This is a genomic window from Pseudomonas sp. NPDC088414 (assembly GCF_044753325.1).
Classification (GTDB): domain Bacteria; phylum Pseudomonadota; class Gammaproteobacteria; order Pseudomonadales; family Pseudomonadaceae; genus Aquipseudomonas.
This window is the reverse complement of the sequence record NZ_JBIVMY010000005.1, coordinates 1-21,336: the sequence shown is the minus strand read 5'-3', so window position 1 is coordinate 21,336 and position 21,336 is coordinate 1. Positions and strand designations below refer to the sequence as shown.

Annotated in this window: 21 protein-coding genes; 8 read left to right on the top strand and 13 right to left on the bottom strand. The window is 59.5% G+C overall.

Features of this window, described 5'->3' with window-relative positions:
* Nucleotides 1-49 precede the first annotated feature (49 nt).
* The 3 genes from hisA to ACIP8I_RS07675 all read left to right on the top strand — a co-directional run bounded on the left by hisA (nucleotide 50) and on the right by ACIP8I_RS07675 (nucleotide 2,396).
* Nucleotides 50-787, top strand: coding sequence for a 1-(5-phosphoribosyl)-5-[(5-phosphoribosylamino)methylideneamino]imidazole-4-carboxamide isomerase (hisA, locus tag ACIP8I_RS07685; RefSeq protein WP_115988409.1), 738 nt, complete (start codon nucleotides 50-52; stop codon nucleotides 785-787).
* A gap of 9 nt (nucleotides 788-796) precedes the next feature.
* On the top strand, nucleotides 797-1,567 hold the full coding sequence (gene hisF / locus ACIP8I_RS07680; protein WP_007909211.1) for an imidazole glycerol phosphate synthase subunit HisF: 771 nt from the start codon (nucleotides 797-799) through the stop codon (nucleotides 1,565-1,567).
* Nucleotides 1,568-1,640: 73 nt separating this feature from the next.
* Entirely contained in the window at nucleotides 1,641-2,396 is a 756-nt protein-coding gene (locus ACIP8I_RS07675) for an ABC transporter substrate-binding protein (protein WP_346650711.1), read from the top strand.
* Here the strand turns inward: ACIP8I_RS07675 and ACIP8I_RS07670 are convergent.
* The 6 genes from ACIP8I_RS07670 to gpmI all read right to left on the bottom strand — a co-directional run bounded on the left by ACIP8I_RS07670 (nucleotide 2,377) and on the right by gpmI (nucleotide 10,684).
* Nucleotides 2,377-3,681 carry a Vps62-related protein gene (locus ACIP8I_RS07670; RefSeq protein ID WP_400759982.1) on the bottom strand — a complete coding sequence of 435 codons (1,305 nt, stop codon included), beginning with the start codon at nucleotides 3,679-3,681 and terminating at the stop codon, nucleotides 2,377-2,379. The genes ACIP8I_RS07675 and ACIP8I_RS07670 overlap by 20 nt on opposite strands.
* Before the next feature lie 200 nt (nucleotides 3,682-3,881).
* Nucleotides 3,882-5,360: a trypsin-like serine peptidase gene (locus tag ACIP8I_RS07665; protein WP_400759980.1), complete on the bottom strand. Its 1,479-nt coding sequence runs from the start codon at nucleotides 5,358-5,360 to the stop codon at nucleotides 3,882-3,884.
* A gap of 128 nt (nucleotides 5,361-5,488) precedes the next feature.
* Nucleotides 5,489-6,265, bottom strand: coding sequence for a divergent polysaccharide deacetylase family protein (locus ACIP8I_RS07660; protein ID WP_367082612.1), 777 nt, complete (start codon nucleotides 6,263-6,265; stop codon nucleotides 5,489-5,491).
* Nucleotides 6,266-6,267: 2 nt separating this feature from the next.
* Nucleotides 6,268-7,587: a S41 family peptidase gene (locus tag ACIP8I_RS07655; RefSeq protein ID WP_041071409.1), complete on the bottom strand. Its 1,320-nt coding sequence runs from the start codon at nucleotides 7,585-7,587 to the stop codon at nucleotides 6,268-6,270.
* Nucleotides 7,588-7,618: 31 nt separating this feature from the next.
* Nucleotides 7,619-8,905, bottom strand: a complete 1,287-nt coding sequence (locus tag ACIP8I_RS07650) for a murein hydrolase activator EnvC (protein ID WP_367082613.1) — start codon at nucleotides 8,903-8,905, stop codon at nucleotides 7,619-7,621.
* Nucleotides 8,906-9,157: 252 nt separating this feature from the next.
* Nucleotides 9,158-10,684, bottom strand: a complete 1,527-nt coding sequence (gene gpmI / locus ACIP8I_RS07645) for a 2,3-bisphosphoglycerate-independent phosphoglycerate mutase (RefSeq protein WP_400759976.1) — start codon at nucleotides 10,682-10,684, stop codon at nucleotides 9,158-9,160.
* Nucleotides 10,685-10,838: 154 nt separating this feature from the next.
* Between gpmI and ACIP8I_RS07640 the strand changes: the two genes are divergently transcribed.
* From ACIP8I_RS07640 to secB, 3 genes are read left to right on the top strand one after another with little or no spacing between them, the layout of a single operon-like run.
* Entirely contained in the window at nucleotides 10,839-11,252 is a 414-nt protein-coding gene (locus ACIP8I_RS07640) for a rhodanese-like domain-containing protein (protein ID WP_007961724.1), read from the top strand.
* 1 nt (nucleotide 11,253) lies between these two features.
* A complete protein-coding gene (gene grxC / locus ACIP8I_RS07635; RefSeq protein WP_003220774.1) occupies nucleotides 11,254-11,508 on the top strand; it encodes a glutaredoxin 3 in 255 nt (84 codons plus the stop codon).
* A 57-nt stretch (nucleotides 11,509-11,565) separates the two neighbouring features.
* Nucleotides 11,566-12,051, top strand: a complete 486-nt coding sequence (secB, locus tag ACIP8I_RS07630) for a protein-export chaperone SecB (protein WP_400759973.1) — start codon at nucleotides 11,566-11,568, stop codon at nucleotides 12,049-12,051.
* A 175-nt stretch (nucleotides 12,052-12,226) separates the two neighbouring features.
* Here secB and ACIP8I_RS07625 read toward each other — a convergent pair whose 3' ends face one another.
* Entirely contained in the window at nucleotides 12,227-12,682 is a 456-nt protein-coding gene (locus tag ACIP8I_RS07625) for a tRNA (cytidine(34)-2'-O)-methyltransferase (protein ID WP_003220777.1), read from the bottom strand.
* Between ACIP8I_RS07625 and ACIP8I_RS07620 the strand changes: the two genes are divergently transcribed.
* Nucleotides 12,681-13,121, top strand: a complete 441-nt coding sequence (locus ACIP8I_RS07620; RefSeq protein WP_400759970.1) for a hypothetical protein — start codon at nucleotides 12,681-12,683, stop codon at nucleotides 13,119-13,121. The two genes, ACIP8I_RS07625 and ACIP8I_RS07620, sit on opposite strands and share 2 nt — an antisense overlap.
* 507 nt (nucleotides 13,122-13,628) lie before the next feature.
* Here ACIP8I_RS07620 and ntrC read toward each other — a convergent pair.
* From ntrC to glnA, 6 genes are all read right to left on the bottom strand, one after another.
* Nucleotides 13,629-15,065: a nitrogen regulation protein NR(I) gene (gene ntrC, locus ACIP8I_RS07615; protein WP_007961729.1), complete on the bottom strand. Its 1,437-nt coding sequence runs from the start codon at nucleotides 15,063-15,065 to the stop codon at nucleotides 13,629-13,631.
* Complete coding sequence (glnL, locus tag ACIP8I_RS07610; protein WP_007961730.1) at nucleotides 15,062-16,147, bottom strand: nitrogen regulation protein NR(II); 1,086 nt, start codon at nucleotides 16,145-16,147, stop codon at nucleotides 15,062-15,064. The genes ntrC and glnL overlap by 4 nt, the downstream gene beginning before the upstream one ends.
* A gap of 231 nt (nucleotides 16,148-16,378) precedes the next feature.
* Nucleotides 16,379-16,996, bottom strand: a complete 618-nt coding sequence (locus tag ACIP8I_RS07605; RefSeq protein WP_400759966.1) for a DUF4124 domain-containing protein — start codon at nucleotides 16,994-16,996, stop codon at nucleotides 16,379-16,381.
* A complete protein-coding gene (locus ACIP8I_RS07600; RefSeq protein ID WP_400759963.1) occupies nucleotides 16,993-17,502 on the bottom strand; it encodes a DUF4124 domain-containing protein in 510 nt (169 codons plus the stop codon). The genes ACIP8I_RS07605 and ACIP8I_RS07600 overlap by 4 nt, the downstream gene beginning before the upstream one ends.
* A gap of 25 nt (nucleotides 17,503-17,527) precedes the next feature.
* Complete coding sequence (locus tag ACIP8I_RS07595) at nucleotides 17,528-17,950, bottom strand: cupin domain-containing protein (RefSeq protein ID WP_400759961.1); 423 nt, start codon at nucleotides 17,948-17,950, stop codon at nucleotides 17,528-17,530.
* Between the two features lie 181 nt (nucleotides 17,951-18,131).
* The gene (gene glnA, locus ACIP8I_RS07590) at nucleotides 18,132-19,538 is read right to left on the bottom strand and encodes a glutamate--ammonia ligase (RefSeq protein WP_003220788.1); all 1,407 of its coding nucleotides are present in this window, start codon (nucleotides 19,536-19,538) and stop codon (nucleotides 18,132-18,134) included.
* A gap of 328 nt (nucleotides 19,539-19,866) precedes the next feature.
* Here glnA and thiI point away from each other — a divergent pair, with 328 nt between their 5' ends.
* The gene (gene thiI, locus ACIP8I_RS07585; RefSeq protein ID WP_400759957.1) at nucleotides 19,867-21,321 is read left to right on the top strand and encodes a tRNA uracil 4-sulfurtransferase ThiI; all 1,455 of its coding nucleotides are present in this window, start codon (nucleotides 19,867-19,869) and stop codon (nucleotides 21,319-21,321) included.
* Nucleotides 21,322-21,336: the final 15 nt, after the last annotated feature.

Below are 21,336 nucleotides of genomic sequence, written 5' to 3'. Positions count from 1 at the left end.
AAACTGATTCCCGAGCCAAGCTGAACATTCAAATATTAAGGTTTGCCAGATGCTGATTATTCCCGCTATCGATCTTAAAGACGGTGCCTGCGTACGTCTGCGCCAGGGCCGCATGGAAGATTCCACAGTGTTCTCCGAGGACCCGGTGAGCATGGCTGCCAAGTGGGTGGAGGGCGGTTGCCGCCGTCTGCATCTGGTCGATCTGAACGGCGCATTCGAAGGCCAGCCGGTCAACGGTGAAGTGGTCACCGCAATCGCCAAGCGCTACCCGAACCTGCCGATCCAGATCGGCGGCGGTATCCGCTCGCTGGAAACCATCGAGCACTACGTCAAGGCGGGCGTCAGCTACGTGATCATTGGCACAAAAGCCGTAAAAGATCCGGCGTTCGTCGCTGAAGCCTGCCGCGCGTTCCCGGGCAAGATCATCGTCGGTCTGGATGCCAAGGACGGTTTCGTTGCCACCGATGGCTGGGCTGAAATCAGCACCGTGCAGGTCATCGACCTGGCCAAGCAGTTTGAAGCCGACGGCGTGTCCTCGATCGTTTATACCGACATCGCCAAAGACGGCATGATGCAGGGCTGCAACGTACCGTTCACCGCTGCACTGGCTGCAGCGACGAAGATCCCGGTGATCGCGTCCGGCGGTATCCACAATCTGGGTGACATCAAGTCGCTGCTCGACGCCAAGGCGCCGGGCATCATCGGTGCAATCACTGGCCGGGCGATCTACGAAGGCACCCTCGACGTCGCTGAAGCGCAAGCTTTCTGCGATTCGTACCAAGGCTGAGGACTGACCATGGCGCTGGCCAAACGCATCATCCCTTGCCTGGACGTGGACAACGGCCGGGTCGTCAAAGGTGTGAAGTTCGAGAACATCCGCGATGCTGGCGACCCGGTGGAAATCGCCCGTCGTTATGACGAGCAGGGTGCCGACGAGATTACCTTTCTCGACATCACCGCCAGCGTCGATGGCCGCGACACCACGCTGCATACCGTCGAGCGCATGGCCAGCCAGGTGTTCATCCCGTTGACCGTCGGCGGTGGCGTGCGCACCGTGCAGGACATCCGCAATCTGCTCAACGCCGGTGCGGACAAGGTCTCGATCAACACTGCAGCGGTGTTCAATCCGGAATTCGTCGGCGAAGCGGCGCAGCATTTCGGCTCGCAGTGCATCGTCGTCGCCATCGACGCGAAGAAGGTCTCCGGCCCGGGCGAAACCCCGCGCTGGGAAATCTTCACCCACGGCGGGCGCAAGCCGACCGGCCTCGACGCGGTCGAGTGGGCGAAGAAGATGGAAGGCCTCGGTGCCGGCGAGATCCTGCTGACCAGCATGGATCAGGACGGCATGAAAAACGGCTTCGACCTCGGTGTGACCCGCGCAATCAGCGATGCGCTGGGCATTCCGGTGATCGCTTCCGGCGGCGTCGGCAACCTGCAGCATCTGGCCGACGGCATCCTTGAAGGCCACGCCAGCGCGGTACTGGCGGCGAGTATTTTCCACTTCGGCGAATACACCGTGCAGGAAGCGAAAGCGTATATGGCCAAACGCGGCATCGTGATGCGCTAAACCGTACAGGCCAGTGGACAGCATGGCGTACCCAAGGCACTCTTGGGCACGCCATGGATTCCGGTAGCCCGACATGATCAAACGCCTGCTTCTCGTTCTCGCCAGTGCCTCTGTGTTGTTAATCAACACGGCGCGGGCCGAAAACAGTCCTGACACCGATCTGGTGCTCCTCACCGAAAACTTTCCGCCCTACAACATGGCGAAAGACGGAAAAAATTTCGCCAAGGGCGAGAACATCAACGGCATTGCCGCCGACATCGTGCGTGAAATGTTCAAGCGTGCCGGGCTCACCTACAGCCTGACGCTGCGCTTCCCATGGGAGCGCGTCTACAAGCTGGCGCTGGAAAACCCCGGCTACGGCGCCTTCGTGATGGCCCGCCTGCCGGACCGCGAAAACCTGTTCAAATGGGTCGGCCCGATCGGTCCGGACGACTGGATCATGTTGGCCAGGGCCGACAGCAAAATCACCCTCGACACCCTCAACGATGCACGCAAATACAAGATCGGTGCCTACAAGGGCGATGCGATTGCCGAGACGCTGACCAAACAAGGCTTGAAGCCTATGGTCGTGCTGCGCGATCAGGACAACGCGAAAAAACTGGTCAACGGCCAGATCGACCTGTGGGCCACGGGCGATCCTGCCGGGCGTTATCTGGCGCGGCAGGACGGGGTCACCGGCCTCAAGACCGTGCTGCGCTTCAACAGCGCCGAGTTGTACCTGGCGCTGAACAAGGATGTGTCGGATGCAACGGTCGCCAGGCTGCAGGCGGCGTTGGATCAGATGCGCAAGGACGGGGTTGTCGACGAAATCATGGGGCGCTATCTGTAGCCGTCAGTGCCGGCTGTTCCACTGTATTGTGGGGGCATTCGTGCGGCGGATATTGCAGTAGATGCAGATTTTCGTCGTGGGTGTAGCCGAGATTGATCCCCACTTGCGAACCGTCTGCCCTCAGCAACTCGTAAAAACTCTCCAGTTGATAAACCGCCACGAACCTGCCTTTGCCTGCCATGGCAATTACATGGGTGACAGACGGCGCCTGCCAGCCGCTGATTGAAGTCTCGCTGTGGGTGAACTGACTGTCCAATCTCGCCGAGAACGGTAATGTCGGAAGCATATCTGCATGCCTTGTCCAGGGACCGACGAAATTCACCGTAGTCAGTTGAGTGAATAGTCGCAGCATTTTCGGATTCTGCAGCCGCTGCGTCGTCCATTTGAACGCCCGGCTTCCATCGCCCGTGTTGTGTCCGCTCCCAACCAGATAGTACTGGTCGGTTCTTTCCAGGCGATAAAACGGCGTGGTGCGCAATTGTTCGAGTGGTGACAAGTCATCCTTGACGGCAAACCATGGAAGCTCGACCACTTGAGCGATAGTGGCTGCTCCGTTTTTTTGCGGAGCATCCGCTGCGCTGAGCACCGGCAACTGTGGCGATGATTTGATCAGTGGGGTGATCTGCATCCGTAGCGAATAGACCCCGACATAGCTCTCGGGCCGGTTGAAAGTGTTTGCCGCAATAAAAGTACCTGGTGCGAAGTGAATCTCTCCCGGGGCTGCACCGGGTGGTGTGACACTCCACGCACTGAGGCTCTGTCGGGCGCCGCTGCCCCTGTCGTTCCAGATCAGTTCGCCGATGTCCGAGGCGATCACCAGATCGGCGCGCACGCAGCGAACCGCATTGAGTGAAGGTTTTTCGTGATCATTGGAGCAGACCGCGCCCATGGCCACATAACCTTGCGGGGCAAGCGGTCGCCATACAGCACCGTCTTTCTTCGAGCCTGAGCCGGAATCTTTCCAGATCAGCTCGAAATCCTCCGGACGGCACAGTGCCGGGCCATTCATTGAATCTGCACTGGGGAAATCGGCTTCGCAAACCACGGCGACGACGGTGCTGCCGTTGATGTTGTGGAGTCCGGCGGTGAACACGTCGCCGAGCGGAAAATAGCCCGGCAACACATCCGGTGCCGGAGTCGGGCGCCAGAAGGCCGCGGGTTTAGCCCGTGAGCCGGTGCTGTCCCAGATGCGGTGAAATTCCGAGGTGAAATGGATCAGCAGATTGTCGTGTCGGATCGGCTCGATTTGCCTGGATGGCGCTGCGGCCTGGTCATGGATGGTCATGGTCACTCCTGATAGTTGAACGGCGACTCAAGGGAGTCGCGACCCGTTGCAGGTCTCACTATCGGTATTCGCACCCGCTCTCTGGCGGTAACTATGTATGACGTCGTGACCAGTTGTTTCCGAAAAAACCGTTCCGTGCCATTGGCTGCCTTGCGCTCCGGTTATGCCCACTGAGCACAAGGCCGGCGTCGCTGATCAGCTCAGGGGGCGCTGTTTTTGAGCGCTTCCCATTCCCGGACGTATTCCTTCAATTCTGAGCGCTGATTGTTGGGGTCGACGGCGTAAACGCAGAGCTTGAGGGGGAAGTTGCTTTCCGGACGCAGCCAATTGGAGGTCACACGACTATAACCCTGCGGGTCTTCGCAGCTGACTTTTCCAGCAAGACCGTCTTTTACCTCGTAGCCATCAAGGCCCTCGTTCTTGCGTTTTGGCCAGAAAATCTGCGCCCTGTTTATTTCTTTGTTAAAGGATATATCTACGGTCGGAACAGGCGTCGGGCCCGCATCAATCAGATAAGTGGGGACAGTGACGGCATTGCGATAAGTGCCGGCGGGCAATAGGTCCTCGATACTGTTGGTGGCAATGATACAAAGATTGTTAAGCCCGGTTTCAGGTCCCATTGGAACATTTAGCCGAGTGGGGGCGGTGTCAGTATTGATTGGCTGGCTGTAGCCTTGCGGAGTTTCGCAGTCGAGCGGATCAGTAGTTCGTTTGGTCCGGATAAAGCGAGTGCTGGCGGTTACTTCAAAGTTCCAGGCGGGATAAATATAGTTACCGTGCTCGTTTACGCTGATCTTTGCATACATTGGCAGTCGTGGGGGCAGACTCATGGATGCTGCCGGAAATAACTCGCACACTTGCGGGTTGGTATTGAGTTTGCCATCGATAAAGCAGTTGTTGAAAACCGAGGTCGGGCTACCGTAACTGCCGCTTGGCATCTGGCCATATCCGGGCAGTGGCGTCAGATGCTCTGCGAGGGTACCCAGAACGGCATAGACCTCGTTGGTCGCTCGGACAATGACCGGGCTCCCCGAGCTGCCGGAAGCAACATCTTTGCATTGGTTGCTGACAGTATGTCGCCACACCCAGGGCGTTTCGAAAATGGCTGGCGAAGGATCATGGATGCAAGCGGACAGTCGCAATGGCGTCCCGCCGGGCCCGTGCACAATCAGAATGTCACTTGCGTCAGCCGGCGGTTGCTGTGCCAGTTTCAGAGGCGTGATGCCCTGCGCCCGAAGTTCACCCTGTGATACTTCAAGCTCCAAAAGAGCCAGATCGATGCCCTGAATGCTGCTCCAGGAAACTTTTTTCAGAGGGAAAGTCTTGCTGGCATCCTCCGTATCAAGGAAATGCTTGAAGGTTATGGTGGCTTTAATGGGCTCATCCGTTTGCATGACGCCATTGTCTTTGCCCACACAGTGTGCACTGGTGAGAGCATAGGCGGAGTCTGACGGTCGAGCGCTGTTGGTATCAATAAGAAAGGCAGTGCATACGCCGTGTTCGCGGCTTTGGTATTTGCCGATTCCTGTCCAGTAGTCATGCTCGCCGTTCTTGTTGCTCAGGTATTTCGATGGCGCATGATTCTCGGCGCCTTTGCCATAATCGACAGGGGTTGAGTAAGCGGGGAGCGAAAGGGCCGCAAGTAATAAGAAACTTGGGTGAAGCGTATTTAAGTTCATGGCCAGTCCTTGGCTAATGTGCGGGATATGAGACTGGCGCAGAATAAGGTGGTTTTGCCTTATTGTGGTTTCGGAGGTGTTGCTATTTGTTGGAGTTGCAAAGAGTTATTGGAAACCCGCTGCAAAAACTAACGGTAAATTCCGTTCTTTCCGTGTGCAGCGGTGGCCTTGTTACTGCGCACGCTGATCATCTGCTTAATGTCGATCCACTCGATGCCTTGCGCCTTGAGTTTCGGCATTTCACGTTCCAGCACTGCCAGTGTCTGCGGATAAGGGTGACCGATCATCACCGCCGAACCCTGCTTGTGCGCCAGGCTGATGGCCGTTTGCAGTTGGGTAAAGATGGCGGCTTCCGTGCGCTCGTCATCGAGGAACACATCCCGTGAAACACTGGCCAAGTCGATTTTCTGGGCCTGCTGCGCCGCCACGGTCTGGGCGCTGGTGCGGCTGTCGACGAAGAACTTGTGACGGCGCTGCAACTCGCCCATCAGCCACGCCATTGCCACCGGTTGCGCGGTCATGCGGCTGCCCATGTGGTTATTGATGCCAGCGGTGTAGGGGACCATTTTGAACGCAGCGTTAAGGCGCCTCTCAAGTTCTTCGAGCGGCAGCTCGGGATGCCAGGCATACGGGCCGGTGGCCGGGTCCATGGGCATATGCAGGATCACGATCTTGCCGGCGCGATGGGCTTCGCGGGCGAATTCGGTAGCGTGCGGAGTGTCGGGCATGATCGCTGTGGTCACCGGGCCGGGCAGGGCCAGCACGCGGCGATCCCGGGGCAGGTTCTGTCCCAGGTCGTCGATGATCAGCGTCAGGTAGGCTTTTGGCGGGGGCGTCCTGGCGGGTTCTGCGTGAGCAGCACCCGCCAGACAGCAGAGCAGGACGAAGAAGAAACGCAAAGACATCCTCAACGGCCGGACGTGATGCTCAGCCCTTTGAGCAGGCTCAGGGCCTGGGCCAACTGGTAATCGTCATCCTGCGGCATGGCCTTGGCCTTGGCGCCGGAACCGGTCGGCTTGTCTGCACCGCCGTTGCCGTTGCCCAGGTGACCTTGCAGGTCGGCTTCCTTGAAGTAATCGCCGTCCGCCTCGTTGGTGATCTTGGCCTTGCGCACTTCGATGTCCGGGACGATGCCCTGGGCCTGAATCGAGCGACCGTTCGGCGTGAAATACAGCGCGGTGGTGATCTTCAGTGCGCGGTCGTTGTTCAGCGGCAGCACGGTCTGCACCGAGCCTTTGCCGAAACTGGTGGTGCCCATGACCACGGCGCGTTTCTGATCCTGCAGGGCGCCGGCGACGATTTCCGAAGCCGAGGCGCTGCCACCGTTGATCAGCACGACCATCGGCACCGCTTCGCTTTCATCCTTGCCGGTGGCGGAGAAGCGCAGCTCGGAGTTGGCGATCCGGCCTTTGGTGTAGACGATCAGGCCTTTCTTGATGAAGTGGTCGACCACTTCCACCGCCGCCTGCAACACGCCGCCCGGGTTGTTGCGCAGGTCGAGGATGATGCCGTTGAGCTTTTTGCCGTTGTCCTTGCGCAGCTTGGCCAGGGCCTTGGAAACCTCTTCGCCGGTCTTGACCTGGAACTGGGTGATGCGGATGTAGCCGTAGCCCGACTCCAGCAGCTGCGCCTTGACGCTCTTCACCTGAATCACGGCGCGGGCCAGGGTCACGTCGAACGGCGTGCCACCGTCGCGCACCAGGGTCAGGGTGATCTTCTGGCCGATCTTGCCGCGCATCTTGTCCACGGCTTCGGTCATGGTCTGGCCACGCGTCGGCTGGCCGTTGATCTTGACGATGAAGTCACCGGCCTGGATGCCGGCCTTCGACGCCGGGGTGTCGTCGATTGGCGAGACGACCTTGATGAAGCCGTCTTCGGAGCCGACTTCGATGCCCAGGCCGCCGAATTCGCCGCTGGTGCTTTCCTGCAGCTCGGTGAAGTCTTCAGGGCCGAGATAGGCGGAGTGCGGATCGAGGTTGCTGAGCATGCCCTTGATCGCGTTTTCCAGCAGGGTCTTGTCGTCCACCGGTTCGACATACGCTGCCTTGATCCGGTCCATGACCTCGGCAAAGGTGCGCAACTCTTCCAGCGGCAACGGGGCCTTGGCGGTCGCGGCAGTGCCTGCCGGAGCGACGGCCGGGGCCGGTTGAGCGGCGAACGCCAGAGGCGCGCCGATCACCAGGGCGATCGTCAGGGCCAGCGAGGTAAGGCGGGACAAATGCAGCATGTCGAACGAACTCCTGAATTAGGCGACGCGCTTATCCTTGCGCGTGACACCATTGCGCCGGATCACTCGGGTGACCCTGCTGACGAATTGCGAAATACAGCGCTGGCGTGTCCTGACCACCACTGTTACCCACAGTGGAGATCGACTCACCGGCTTTTACCACGTCACCGGCCGACTTGAGCAGCGTCTGGTTGTGACCGTAAAGACTCAGAAAACCATTGCCGTGATCGAGGATCACCAGCAGCCCGGCGCCGCGCAACCAGTCGGCGAACACCACGCGCCCGCCGTGCACGGCATGCACCTGGCTGCCGGCAGCGGCGCTGATCATCACGCCATCCCACTTGGTCCGGGCATCGTCGCCCCGGCTTTCGCCGAAGCGTGCCAGCAATCGACCATCAACCGGCCATGGAAGTTTTCCCCGGGTTGCAGCAAAAGGGCCACCGAAGGTCTCGCCGCTGCTGGATACCAGCGCGCCGGGGGTTGGTCTGGCTGGTTTTCGTGGGGCGTCGCTGTTATCAGCCTGCGCCTCACGCAAACGCTTTTTTTCCGCTTCCTGCTGGGCAATCAGCGCTTTCTGTCGCGCTTCTTCTGCCTCACGGGCCTGGCGGGCCAGGGTTTCTTCAATGGTTTTAAGGACTTTAGACAGGTCTGCCTGATCCTGCTCGCGGGCGGCCAGTTTCTGGTCGCGGGCTTTCACGTCATCGTTGAGTTTGGCGAGGACTTGCTGGCGTTCCTTGCGGACCTTTTCCAGCTCGTCGCGCTGGGTGTCGAGGCTGCTTTTTTGTACCAGCAATTGCGCCTGCTGCATGGCGATGTCTTTTTCGACATTGGCCAGTTGGCGCAGGGTTTCGTTGAAGTTCTTCAACTGCTCCAGGCGGGCCTGGCTCAGGTAATCGTAATAGGTGAGAGTGCGGGCGAATTTCTCGGGATTCTGCTGGTTGAGCAGCAGCTTGAGGTATTCCTGACGGCCGTTCTGATAGGCCGCGCGGGCCTGGATGGCGATCAGTCGCTGTTGTTCAGTGCGCGCGCTCTGGAGTTTTTTTTTCTCCGCATCGAGCCGCTGCAGCTCGGATTCGCTTTTCTTCAGCTCTTTCTGCAGGGCATCGACCTGCTTCTCGAGCTTGCCCATCTCGGTCTCGGTGCCCTTGAGCTCTTTCTGTACACCGGATTTTTCTTCCTGCAGCTTGCCCAGCAGCTTTTTCAGCTCGGCAATGTCCTGACGCGTGGCATCCAACTGCTGTTGGGTTTGCGCGCGCTCGTCAGCGAAGGCCGGTTGGAGCAGGCAAGTCAGAGCGAGGGCGATCAGGACGCGGAGCATAGAGGCGGGCGGCACCAGGGTAATGGACGGCCTAGTATGCCCGCCCGGGGCTGCAAAAAAAACGCCCAATTGGGCTTGTGTGATAACTGGAGCGGCAGACAGGCTCATTTCCATTTCGAAAACCCCATAAACCACTGTGGGAGCTGGCTTGCCAGCGATGGCGTCTGCACATTCAACATAGCTGTTGGCTGTCAGATTGCTATCGCTGGCAAGCCAGCTCCCACAGGGTTTGGCGATGTTTGATCTGGCGAATTACACCAGAATCGAGGTACCAGTCATTTCCGCCGGTTTTTCCAGACCCAACAGCATCAGCATGGTCGGTGCCACGTCCGCCAGTACGCCGCCTTCGCGCACTTTGAGGTCACGCTTGCCGACATAAATGAACGGCACCGGCTCGGTGGTGTGCGCGGTGTGCGCTTGGTGGGTTTCTTCATCGGCCATTTTTTCGACGTTGCCGTGGTCAGCGGTGATCAGCGCTTCGCCCCCCACCCTTTCCAGCGCTTCGACGATGCGACCAACGCAGGTGTCCAGGCACTCCACGGCTTTTACCGCAGCGTCGAACACGCCGCTGTGGCCGACCATGTCGCCGTTGGCGTAGTTGACCACGATCACGTCGTAACGCTGGTGTTCGATGGCATCGACGATGCGGTCGGTGACTTCCGGCGCGCTCATTTCCGGTTGCAGGTCGTAGGTGGCGACTTTCGGCGACGGGATCAGGATGCGCTCTTCACCCGGGAACGGTTCTTCACGGCCGCCGGAGAAGAAGAAGGTCACGTGCGCGTATTTTTCGGTTTCGGCGATGCGCAGCTGAGTCTTGCCGTTTTTTGCCAGGTAGTCGCCAAGCACGTTTTCCAGGCTGCCCGGAGCAAAGGCTGCAGGGGCTGGAATGCTGGCGGCGTATTGGGTCAAGCCCACGTACTGCACTTTTGGCTGGCGCGCGCGCTCGAATTCCTTGAAATCGTCTTCGACAAATACTCGGCTCAGCTCGCGGGCACGATCGGCGCGGAAGTTCATGAACACCACGGCGTCGCCGTCTTCGACCTTGACCGGCTCGCCGATGGTGGTGGCTTTGACGAATTCGTCGCTCTCGCCACGGGCGTAGGCGGCGTCGAGGCCTTCCTGCGCGGTGGCCGCATTGAATTCGGCGTTGCCGTCGACGATCAGGTTGTAGGCTTGGGAGACGCGGTCCCAACGGTTGTCACGGTCCATCGCGAAGTAGCGCCCGATGAGGCTGGCGATGCGACCCTTGCCAAGTGCCTGAAAGGTCGCGTCGAGCAGTTCGATTGACGACGCGGCGCTTTTCGGCGGGGTGTCGCGGCCATCGAGGAAGGCGTGCAGGTAGATCTTTTCGGCGCCGCGCTTGAAGGCCAGTTCGGCCATGGCGATCAGGTGATCCTGGTGGCTGTGTACGCCGCCATCGGACAGCAGGCCCATGAAGTGCACGGCTTTGCTGGCGGCCACGGCTTTATCCACGGCGGCGCAGATGGTCGGGTTTTCGAAAAACTCGCCGTCGCGGATCGCTTTGGTCACGCGAGTGAAGTCCTGATACACCACGCGCCCAGCGCCGAGGTTCATGTGGCCGACTTCGGAGTTACCCATCTGGCCGTCCGGCAGACCGACGTCCATGCCGCTGCCCGAGATCAGGCCGTTCGGTACCGTGGCCCACAGACGATCGAGCACAGGTTTCTTCGCCGCATACACGGCATTGGATTCGTGGCTGTCACTGTGACCGAAGCCGTCGAGAATCATCAGGACCAAAGGTTTAGGCGTGGTAGTCATGGAATCCACTCGTGGCTAATAAAGAAGAGGGCGTTGAAAAAGGGAGTGGCGAGTTTAATGCTTAGTTCCGACCACGTCACCGCCGGACGGGGTTTGGCCCACCATAGTGGCTGTGTATACTGGCCGACATTTTAACGCCCTGGAACCTCCTTCGATGGTTGCTCACCTGATTGAATTTGCCACTAACCACTACATTCTTGTCGGTATCTTCGTCGTATTGCTGGCTTTGCTGCTGGCGCACACGATGCAGGGCGGCGGTAAAAGCCTGAGCACCGGCGAACTGACCGCACTGGTCAACAAGGACGCAGGCGTGGTGGTGGACATCCGTCCGGCGAAAGATTACGCCGCCGGTCATATCGTTGGCGCGATCAACATTCCTCAAGACAAGCTGGCTGCGCGTACCGGCGAGCTGGAAAAACACAAGGCCAAGACCATCATTCTGGTGGACGCCCTGGGCCAGACCGCTGGCACCCACGCTCGCGAGCTGATGAAGTCCGGCTTCACTGCCGCCAAGCTGTCCGGCGGGATCTCCAGCTGGAAAGGCGACAACCTGCCGCTGGTGAAGTGATATGAGCGAAGTCATCGTCTACTCCAGCGACTACTGCCCTTACTGCATGCGAGCCAAGCAATTGCTCGCGAACAAAGGTGTGGCCTTCGAAGAGATCAAGGTCGATGGCAAGCCGCAGATTCGTGCTGCCATGAGCCAGAAGGCGGGACGCACGTCCGTGCCGCAGATCTGGATCGGCGAAAAGCACATCGGCGGTTGTGATGATTTGTATGCCCTGGAGCGCGCCGGCAAGCTCGACGCGCTGCTCAAGGCCTGAACGGCTGCACCCAAGTACAGCAATCCCTAAAAGACCCAAGATCAGAAAGGATCTGAGATGACTGACCAACAGAACACTGCAGCCAGCGAAGAAGAAACCGCACCGCAATTCTCCTTGCAGCGCATCTACGTACGCGATCTGTCCTTCGAAGCCCCGAAAAGCCCGGCGATCTTCCGCCAGCAGTGGGACCCGACCGTCGGTCTGGATCTGAACACTCGCCAGAAAGAGCTGGAAGGCGATTTCTATGAAGTCGTGCTGACCCTGTCCGTGACCGTGAAAAACGGCGACGAAGTGGCCTTCATCGCTGAAGTGCAACAGGCCGGTATCTTCCTGATCAAGAACCTGGACGCGGCTTCGATGAGCCACACTCTGGGTGCGTTCTGCCCGAACATCCTGTTCCCGTACGCTCGCGAGACCCTGGACAGCCTGGTGACCCGCGGTTCGTTCCCGGCCCTGATGCTGGCGCCGGTGAACTTCGACGCTCTGTACGCGCAAGAGCTGCAGCGCATGCAGGAAGCTGGCGAGACGCCGACCATACAATAAAAGCTTCGTTTGCCCCATGAAAAAAGCGCCGTTTAAAGGCGCTTTTTTCATGGGGTAAACGAAACCTTCATGTAGGAGCTGCCGAAGGCTGCGATCTTTTGATCTTGTTTTTGAAGATCAAAAGATCGCAGCCTTCGGCAGCTCCTACAGGGGTGATGTTTTTGCGGGTGGGTGGTTATTTGAAGTCGTTCTGCCGCCACGCTTCGTACACGGCTACCGCCACGGTGTTGGAAAGGTTCAGGCTGCGGCAGCCTTCACGCATCGGCAGGCGCAGGCGCTGTTCGGCGGGCAGGGCGTCCAGCACTTCCGGCGGCAGGCCACGGCTTTCCGGGCCGAAGATGAATGCATCGCCCGGGACGAACGCGGCATCGTGAAACGGCCGCGAGCCTTTGGTGGTAAATGCGAACAGCCGAGGGTTGCCGAGACTCTCAAGGCAACTGGCGAGGTCGGCGTGACGCTGCAACGTGGCATATTCGTGGTAGTCGAGACCGGCCCGGCGCAAGCGCTTGTCGTCCATCTCGAAACCCAGCGGTTCGATCAAATGCAGGTGGCAGCCGCTGTTGGCGCACAGCCTGATAACGTTGCCGGTGTTCGGCGGAATTTCTGGTTGAAAAAGGATGACGTGAAACATGCACGGCTCCGAAGGTAAAGATGACGCGCATTCTACGCCGCAAGCCGACCCGCGTTCGAAACTATTCCCGCGGGTGATCGGTTCGCTGGCGATTTTCGGGCTGATGATCGGTTTGATGATCGGCCGCCTGACCACGCCGGATCCGAGCGTGCTGCAGCAGGTCGAGGTGACCGCTGACGGCCTGGTGGTGTGGTTCGATAACGAACCGAAGCTGCACGGCGAAATCATCGACGGCACCGTGGCCCTGTTGTTTCAGGCAGAGGGCAAGGCGCAAAAGGGTCAGCTCAAGCTCAACGGCAAAGACGTGAACTGGCGAACGCGCTTGAGTGACGGAGGGCTGTTGCTGACGGTGCTGGCGGCGCGGCCGCTGCAGGGGGACTGGGCCAGCAGCAAGGTCGATGACCGCTGGCGGCTGCAGATCCATCTGCGGGAGCAATAAAAGCGGGAATCCCCGGCCTGCCTGTACCAGGGTTCCCAAAACGGGGCGGACTTCGCTGAGAGCGTCGGTCCTGTGTAAAGAGGGAACCCCCGGCCTGCCTGTACCAAGGATCCCAAAAGGGTGGGCTCGCCGCGTTGCGGGTTGAACCCGGTGTAAAGAGGGGAATCCCCGGCCTGCCTGTACCAAGGTCCCCGAAAGGGTTGGTGAATCGAATCACCTGTAAGCGTTACTGCAGGTGGCGTGCCAGTTTTAGTATTTCGAAACAGAAAAAAGCCGAAGAGCCGCGAAAGCCCCGTGAATCGGGGATTTGATGCCTCTGCTTGGTTGAAGCTTTGATCTTGTTGGTGTTTTTTTGATCAGTGAGTCATGCCCAATTGCGGTTCGCCGTGCCTTGTGGCGGTGCACACAAAAAAAGATCGCAGCCTTCGGCAGCTCCTACAGTGATATGCGTTCTCTGTAGGAGCTGCCGGAGGCTGCGATCTTTTCGCGGACGACTAGAGTGCCGAGTTAACCCTCATCCCCCTCATCATCATCCCCACCATCCACTTTCATCCCCAATTCCTTGATCTTGCGCGTCAGGGTATTACGCCCCCAGCCGAGCAATACCGCCGCATCACGCCGACGCCCGGCGGTGTGCTTCAAAGCAGTCTCGATCATGATCCGCTCGAACGCCGGCACCGCGCTGTCGAGCAGGCTCGACTGGCCACGGGCTAACGCCTGATCGGCCCACTGGCGCAGCGCCTGCTCCCAGTTGGTCACCGGCGCCGAATCCTGCGGCAGGCTCAACAGTTCCGGCGGCAAGTCACTGATGTGCACTTCGCGCCCGGAGGCCATCACCGTGATCCAGCGGCAGGTGTTCTCCAGCTGCCGTACGTTGCCCGGCCATGGCAGGTTCTTCAGGTATTCCTCGGTCTCGCTCTTGAGCAGCTTCGGCTCTACCGCCAGTTCTTGTGCGGCGCGGCTGAGGAAGTGCTTGGCCAGGGTCGGGATGTCTTCGCGACGGTCCGACAGGCGTGGAATGTGGATGCGGATCACGTTGAGGCGGTGGAACAAGTCCTCACGGAATTTCCCGGCATGCACCAGGGTTTCCAGATTCTGGTGAGTCGCAGCAATGATCCGCACATCGACCTTGACCGGCACATGGCCGCCAACGCGATAGAACTCGCCATCGGCCAGCACGCGCAGCAAACGGGTCTGAGTGTCGGCCGGCATGTCGCCGATTTCGTCGAGGAACAGCGTGCCGCCGTCCGCCTGCTCGAAACGCCCGCGCCGCAGGTTGGCCGCGCCAGTGAACGCGCCTTTTTCGTGGCCGAACAGCTCGGATTCCATCAGGTCCTTGGGGATCGCCGCCATGTTCAGCGCGATGAACGGCGAGGCCGCGCGCGGGCTGTGGCGGTGCAGGGCGTGGGCAACCAATTCTTTACCGGTGCCGGATTCGCCGTTGATCAGCACGGTGATGTTGGAGTGGCTCAAGCGGCCGATGGCGCGAAACACCTCCTGCATCGCTGGCGCTTCGCCGATGATTTCCGGGGTGCGGGTCAGGGCCGGCACCACTTCCAGGCCTTGCTGCTCCTGCGCATGCTGGTTGGCGCGTTTGACCAGCGACACCGCCTCGTCAACGTCGAACGGCTTGGGCAGGTATTCGAAAGCGCCGCCCTGATACGAGGCCACTGCGCTGTCGAGGTCGGAGTGCGCGGTCATGATGATCACCGGCAACCGTGGGTGTTGCTCGCGGATGCGCGCCAGCAGGTCGAGGCCACTGGCGCCCGGCATGCGGATGTCGGAAATGATCACATCAGGCTGCTGACGGGCCAGACGACTCATCACGCCATCGGCGCTGTCGAAGCTCTGCGTGGTCATGCCTTCCTGCTGCAAGGCTTTTTCCAGAACCCAACGGATAGAACGGTCGTCATCGACGATCCACACGGTTTCACTACGGCTCATGTCGATGTGGCTCCTTGTTCCAGTGGCAGAAAGATCGAGAACGTGGTGTGGCCGGGGTGGCTGTCACACTCGATCAGGCCCTGGTGCTGGCTGATGATGTTCTGGGTGATGGCCAGGCCCAGCCCGGTACCGTCCGGGCGGCCGCTGACCATGGGAAAGAAGATGGTTTCCTGAAGTTCTGCAGGGATCCCCGGGCCGTTGTCGATGATCTCGATCTTGGTCACCAGGCGATGGCGGACGTGGCCGATGGTGAACTGGCGCATGGTCCGGGTGCGCAGGCTGATGCGGCCCAGACGCAGCTCGTTCTGGCTGCTGATCGCCTGCATTGCGTTGCGCACGATGTTCAGTACGGCCTGAATCATTTGCTCACGGTCGATCAATACGTCGGGAATGCTCGGGTCGTAGTCGCGCACCAAGGTGATGCAACCCTGGCTTTCCGCTTCGACCAGTTGGCAGACGCGTTCGAGCACTTCGTGAACGTTGCACAACGCCAGCGACGGCAGCTTGTTCGAGCCGAGCATGCGGTCGACCAGATTGCGCAGACGGTCGGCCTCTTCAATGATCACGTTGGTGTAGTCGCGCAGGCTGTCTTCCGGCAGTTCGCGGGCCAGCAATTGCGCGGCGCCACGGATGCCGCCCAGCGGATTCTTGATCTCGTGAGCGAGGCCGCGCACCAGCATCTTGCTGGTTTCCTGCTTGGACAGTTGCGCCTCTTCCTTGGTGATCCGCAGCAGGCGATCACGCGGGTGCACCTCAAGCAGAAGCATGGTCGCGCCGTTGCTGAGGATCGGTGTCACCGCATAGTCCACGGTCAGGGTCTGGCCGGTGAGGGCGGTGAGCATCGCTTCGCGCTTGGTGAACGGGTGTGCCTGTTCCACCGCCTGACGCAGTGAGTTGAGCGCCTCGGTGGACTCGGTGAACAGCTCGCTGATGAACTGCCCATGGCTGCGCTGGCCGCTGATGGCCAGCAGCATCTCGGCCGCCGGGTTCATGTATTCGAGGCGCAATTCGGCGTCGAGCAGGATGGTGGCGGTGGTCAGGTTGTCGAGCAGCAAACGGTGGATTGCGTCGCTAATAGTCATCGGAGCCTCTTTTGGGGGCGGAGCGTGCGCAAGAAGCAGGCGTCGTTAAACGGAAAATGCAAAAACCAAACCAAGGCTCCGAAAAGAAGCGTTCAACCCCTGAAACAGGCGTTTGACGCTCGTTTGCGTGGCGCTCAATGCGCGCGAGCGGGAAGTTTCGAACCAAAATGGGTTGGGATATGGGTACGGTGCAGTCTCATGCACCAATATAGTGCGCAAAGCTGAACGGCGTTAGAAGAAACGCAGGAAGGGGTTTTTTTCTTCGACCGGTTTGTCTTTCAGCGGGCATTCCGGGCGTACGCCGTAGTCTTCGCTGACGCAGGGTTTGACCTGGCGCTTCTGCGCCAGGGAGATGCGCAGCATGTGGAACGGCTGGTTGGCGGTGCGCTCGACGGTGCGACCCTGCCCATCGAGGATTTCCACCGACAGGTTGTGGCTGCCGCGATCAATGTTGCTCAGCGGGAACACCGGACTCAGGCCCGGCTCGCCGGTGGCCTGGCCGTCCAGTAGCAGGCGATAGCGATGGCCCTGCTGCAGGCCCGGTTCGCTGGTGACGCTGACGATCACCTCGCCGGCACTGCTGCGCAGGGTCGCGTCCGGCTCGGGGATCAGGATGCGCAGCATGTCGTAGTGGAACAATGGTTGTTCCGGAGATTTTTTTGTAACGCTGATCGGCGCTGCAGTCGTGGGGTTGGCCGACATGCGGTTGCTGGTTGCGATGGGAACGCGCTTGGCATTGGCGCGCGGCTGGTCGGTGTAGACGCGATTGCCCTGTGCATCGATGTAGGTAAAGACCTCGGCGTGCACGGGCAGGGCGAACAGGCACAGGATCAGCCAGAAAATCCTCATGGCTTGTGTACCCGCTGCACGGTGAACACCACCGCCGGGCTCTGCTGGATGATCGTTTCGCCGTCGATCACCTGTACGGCGAGACGATGCTCGCCGCGATCGATATTCACCAGTTGCAGGATCGGCACGTTGCTCGGCTGGCCGTAAGGCGCGTCGTCCAGAACCAGCCTTAACTGGTGCGGCGCCTGCAAGCGCGGCTTGATCAGCACGCTGACGGTGAAGGTGCCGTTATTGGCGCGCAGGGCCTCTTCGGTGGGCAGGCCGGTCAGCTCCAGCACTTCATAGGCATTGCGCGCTGGCGCACGGCTGGTGGTGTCTGAAGGAGGCGCACTCGGTGTCTGAGGCTGAACGCTGTTGAGCGGCGGCAAATTCACCGGCTGCGCCTGTACGCCGTCCGGCGCATGATCGCTGTACACCGTGTTACCGTTGGCGTCGGTGTACTTGTAGATCTGTGCTGATGCGGTACACGTGCAAGCCAGCAACAGAATTAACAGTAATGACCGCATTCGGACGTCCTGTGAGCAGCGGATATCACTCCGACAATGGAATGCCCTCGCCGCCAGCATAGAACACAACCAGCTCTACGGGTTCATCCCCGGTGACGCCGCGATGACTGCGGTCGACCATCTCGGCAACGGCCTCGCCCTGCTTGAAACGCTGGCTGCGGCCATCGTCCCGGCTTTCGATCGTCAGTTCGCCGGAGAGAATATAGGCGGCGTTGGGAGTCGGGTGGGTGTGCCATTGGAGCTGGGTATTGGCGGGAATCCTGAGTTTGAGCACCGACAGTTCGGGGGCGGCGTTGGGATAGCGTACGTAGGGCGTTCCATCCCAAGACGTGCCGCTTTCAAGCAAGAGCTTGCGCTCTATCTGCCCGGGTTTGTCGGGAGAGGTGCAACCCAGCAGGGTGAGAGCGGCCAGAGTCGCCAGCAGCGTTTTGAAGGGGGAGTGGTTCATCGCGTTATTCCTCGAATGGTCTTAGGAGGAAAAGGCTACGGGCGGTTCACCAAGATTGATGCCGGACGATGCGCAAGTTGTTCGCGAATTTGTGGATTGAGGCTGTCGGAATTTTCCTCAAAAAAAAGGCCTCCCGAAGGAGGCCTCTTTTTGTCACGCCGCGTAGCGCGGCGCTACCGGATCAGCAGCTGTAGTACAGCTCATATTCCAGTGGGTGTACGAAGGTGCGGACCTTGATTTCTTCTTCGGATTTCAGTGCGATGTAAGCGTCGATGAAGTCGTCGGAGAACACGCCGCCCTTGGTCAGGAACGCACGGCCCTTGTCCAGCTCTTCCAGGGCTTCTTTCAGGCTGCCGCAAACTTGCGGGATCTCTTTCGCCTCTTCAGGCGGCAGGTCGTACAGGTTTTTGTCAGCGGCATCGCCTGGGTGGATCTTGTTCTGGATACCGTCCAGGCCGGCCATCAGCAGTGCTGCGAAAGCCAGGTACGGGTTGGCAGCCGGATCCGGAAAACGTGCTTCGATACGACGGCCGCGCGGGCTGTTGACGTAAGGAATACGGATCGAGGCGGAACGGTTGCGCGCCGAGTAGGCCAGCATTACTGGCGCTTCGAAACCTGGCACCAGACGCTTGTAGGAGTTGGTGGCCGGGTTGGTGAAGCCGTTCAGGGCCTTGCCGTGCTTGATGATACCGCCGATGAAGTACAGGGCGGTTTCGGACAGGCCGGCATAGCCTTCGCCAGCGAAGGTGTTCTTGCCGTCTTTGGCGATGGACATGTGTACGTGCATGCCCGAGCCGTTGTCGCCGTACAGTGGCTTCGGCATGAAGGTCGCGGTGCGGCCATAAGCGTCGGCAACGTTGTGGACAACGTATTTCAGCGTCTGAACTTCGTCAGCTTTTTTCACCAGGGTGTTGAACTTGACACCGATTTCGTTCTGACCGGCAGTCGCCACTTCGTGGTGGTGAACTTCAACGGTCTGGCCCATCTCTTCCAGTGCGTTGCACATGGCAGTACGGATTTCGTGGTCGTGGTCGAACGGCGGAACCGGGAAGTAGCCGCCTTTGATACCAGGACGGTGGCCTTTGTTGCCGCCTTCGATGTCCTGGTCGGACATCCACGAGCCTTGTTCGGAGTAGATCTTGAACATCGAGCCGGAGATGTCGGATTTGAACTTCACTTCGTCGAAGATGAAGAATTCTGGTTCTGGACCGGCGAAGACGGTGTCACCAATACCGGTGGTCTTCAGGTATTCCTCGGCGCGGTGCGCGATGGCACGCGGGTCGCGATCGTAACCTTGCATGGTCGAAGGTTCGATGATGTCGCAGACCAGGATCAGGGTCGCGTCTTCGGTGAACGGGTCGAGAACGGCAGTATCGTCGTCCGGCAGCAGGATCATGTCGGAGGCTTCGATGCCTTTCCAGCCAGCGATGGAGGAACCGTCGAACATCTTGCCGACTTCGAAGAAGTCGTCTTCCAGCGCATCGCGAGCCGGCATGGTCACGTGGTGCTGAGTGCCTTTGGTGTCCGTGAAGCGCAGATCAATCCACTTGACGTCATGATCTTTGATGAGTTGAACCGACTTCGACATAGTGTCCTCCGGGTGGCTTAGGGCTTGGTAGTGGATGCCCTTAATAGGGGTGATGCCGGCGCAGATACTCTGCCAAGGCAACCTGCCTCACAAGGGAGCAAATTGCATGCCAGTGCCCCAGCATGGGTTTTTTGCCCCAAATTCACGCTTGCAGCACTGCAAAGCGTCATAAAGGCGAAAATCTCGCCCCTTAATGTAGCGCCTCAAATCAAAAATGACCCGTTTTGGTGCAAGGAAAACCTTCTGCATATTAACTGGTTAAACCTTGAGCAATTTCCGCTATAATCCGCGCCCCCCTTTTTCGGCTGGCCCTGCGCGCGCTGTTTTCATGAAACTAATCGTAAAAGTCTTCCCCGAGATCACCATCAAAAGCCGCCCTGTCCGGATGCGTTTCATCCGCCAGCTGGCCAAGAACATCCGCGCCGTGCTCCGCGATCTGGACCCGGCCGTGGTGGTGAACGGTGTGTGGGACAATCTCGAGCTGGAAACCCGTGTTACCGACCCCAAAGCCTTGAAAGAGATGGGCGAGCGCCTAGTCTGCACCCCGGGTGTCGCGCACTTTCTGCAGATCGACGAGTACCCGCTGGGCGACTTCGACGACATCACCGAGAAGTGCAAACAGCACTACGGCGATGTACTGGCCGGGAAGATTTTCTCGGTGCGCTGCAAGCGTGCCGGCAAGCATCCGTTCAGCTCGATGGACGTCGAAAAATACGTCGGCAGCAAGCTGCGTCGTGAGTGCGGTGCGGCCGGAATCGACCTCAAAGACCCGGAAATCGAAGTTCGCATCGAAGTTCGCGACCAACGGTTGTTTGTCATCCACAGCCAGCACAACGGCATCGGCGGCTACCCGCTCGGCGCCCTGGAGCAGACGCTGGTATTGATGTCCGGCGGTTTTGACTCGACGGTTGCCGCGTACCAGATCATGCGTCGCGGCCTAATGGCGCATTTCTGCTTCTTCAATCTGGGCGGGCGTGCCCACGAATTGGGCGTAATGGAAGTCGCGCATTTCATCTGGAAGAAGTACGGCAGCTCGCAACGCGTGCTATTTGTCAGTGTTCCGTTCGAAGAAGTGTTGGGCGAAATTCTCGGCAAAGTCGATAACAGTCATATGGGCGTCGTATTGAAGCGTATGATGTTGCGCGCATCGTCGGCCATCGCCGACCGGCTGCACATCGACGCGCTGGTCACCGGCGAAGCGATCTCCCAGGTATCGAGCCAGACGCTGCCGAACCTGTCGGTGATCGACTGTGTGACCGACAAACTGGTCCTGCGCCCACTGATCGTTGCGCACAAGCAGGACATCATCGACACGGCCAACGAGATCGGCACCGCCGATTTCGCCCGGCACATGCCGGAGTACTGCGGGGTCATCTCGGTCAATCCGAAGACCGCCGCCAAGCGCCACCGTGTTGAGCACGAAGAGAAAGAATTCGACATGGCGGTCCTCGAGCGTGCGCTCGAAAACGCCAAACTGGTGCCGATCGATCGAGTGATCGACGAATTGGGCCAGGATTTGCAGATCGAAGAAGTCGGCGAAGCGCTGGCCGGTCAGATCGTCATCGACATCCGTCACCCGGATGCGGCCGAGGATGACCCGCTGGAGCTCGCCGGCATCGAAGTACAGACGATGCCGTTCTACGCAGTGAACGCTCGTTTCAAGGAGCTGGATCCGACTCGCCAGTACCTGCTGTATTGCGACAAAGGCGTGATGAGTCGCCTGCATGCTCACCATTTGCTCAGTGAGGGGCATGCCAAGGTGCGCGTTTCTCGTCCGAGCTAAGGGCCCGGGGCTGTT

What these genes read in the sequence shown, in the direction of transcription:
- ACIP8I_RS07595 (WP_400759961.1), bottom strand. Translation starts at nt 17,950, where the DNA reads ATGAACCACTCCCCCTTCAAAACGCTGCTGGCGACTCTGGCCGCTCTC.
- ACIP8I_RS07670 (WP_400759982.1), bottom strand. Translation starts at nt 3,681, where the DNA reads ATGACCATCCATGACCAGGCCGCAGCGCCATCCAGGCAAATCGAGCCG.
- ACIP8I_RS07655 (WP_041071409.1), bottom strand. Translation starts at nt 7,587, where the DNA reads ATGCTGCATTTGTCCCGCCTTACCTCGCTGGCCCTGACGATCGCCCTG.
- ACIP8I_RS07665 (WP_400759980.1), bottom strand. Translation starts at nt 5,360, where the DNA reads ATGAACTTAAATACGCTTCACCCAAGTTTCTTATTACTTGCGGCCCTT.
- ACIP8I_RS07620 (WP_400759970.1), top strand. Translation starts at nt 12,681, where the DNA reads ATGCACGGCTCCGAAGGTAAAGATGACGCGCATTCTACGCCGCAAGCC.
- ACIP8I_RS07600 (WP_400759963.1), bottom strand. Translation starts at nt 17,502, where the DNA reads ATGCGGTCATTACTGTTAATTCTGTTGCTGGCTTGCACGTGTACCGCA.
- ntrC (WP_007961729.1), bottom strand. Translation starts at nt 15,065, where the DNA reads ATGAGCCGTAGTGAAACCGTGTGGATCGTCGATGACGACCGTTCTATC.
- ACIP8I_RS07625 (WP_003220777.1), bottom strand. Translation starts at nt 12,682, where the DNA reads ATGTTTCACGTCATCCTTTTTCAACCAGAAATTCCGCCGAACACCGGC.
- secB (WP_400759973.1), top strand. Translation starts at nt 11,566, where the DNA reads ATGACTGACCAACAGAACACTGCAGCCAGCGAAGAAGAAACCGCACCG.
- ACIP8I_RS07640 (WP_007961724.1), top strand. Translation starts at nt 10,839, where the DNA reads ATGGTTGCTCACCTGATTGAATTTGCCACTAACCACTACATTCTTGTC.
- thiI (WP_400759957.1), top strand. Translation starts at nt 19,867, where the DNA reads ATGAAACTAATCGTAAAAGTCTTCCCCGAGATCACCATCAAAAGCCGC.
- grxC (WP_003220774.1), top strand. Translation starts at nt 11,254, where the DNA reads ATGAGCGAAGTCATCGTCTACTCCAGCGACTACTGCCCTTACTGCATG.
- glnA (WP_003220788.1), bottom strand. Translation starts at nt 19,538, where the DNA reads ATGTCGAAGTCGGTTCAACTCATCAAAGATCATGACGTCAAGTGGATT.
- ACIP8I_RS07605 (WP_400759966.1), bottom strand. Translation starts at nt 16,996, where the DNA reads ATGAGGATTTTCTGGCTGATCCTGTGCCTGTTCGCCCTGCCCGTGCAC.
- ACIP8I_RS07660 (WP_367082612.1), bottom strand. Translation starts at nt 6,265, where the DNA reads ATGTCTTTGCGTTTCTTCTTCGTCCTGCTCTGCTGTCTGGCGGGTGCT.
- hisA (WP_115988409.1), top strand. Translation starts at nt 50, where the DNA reads ATGCTGATTATTCCCGCTATCGATCTTAAAGACGGTGCCTGCGTACGT.
- ACIP8I_RS07650 (WP_367082613.1), bottom strand. Translation starts at nt 8,905, where the DNA reads ATGCTCCGCGTCCTGATCGCCCTCGCTCTGACTTGCCTGCTCCAACCG.
- ACIP8I_RS07675 (WP_346650711.1), top strand. Translation starts at nt 1,641, where the DNA reads ATGATCAAACGCCTGCTTCTCGTTCTCGCCAGTGCCTCTGTGTTGTTA.
- glnL (WP_007961730.1), bottom strand. Translation starts at nt 16,147, where the DNA reads ATGACTATTAGCGACGCAATCCACCGTTTGCTGCTCGACAACCTGACC.
- hisF (WP_007909211.1), top strand. Translation starts at nt 797, where the DNA reads ATGGCGCTGGCCAAACGCATCATCCCTTGCCTGGACGTGGACAACGGC.
- gpmI (WP_400759976.1), bottom strand. Translation starts at nt 10,684, where the DNA reads ATGACTACCACGCCTAAACCTTTGGTCCTGATGATTCTCGACGGCTTC.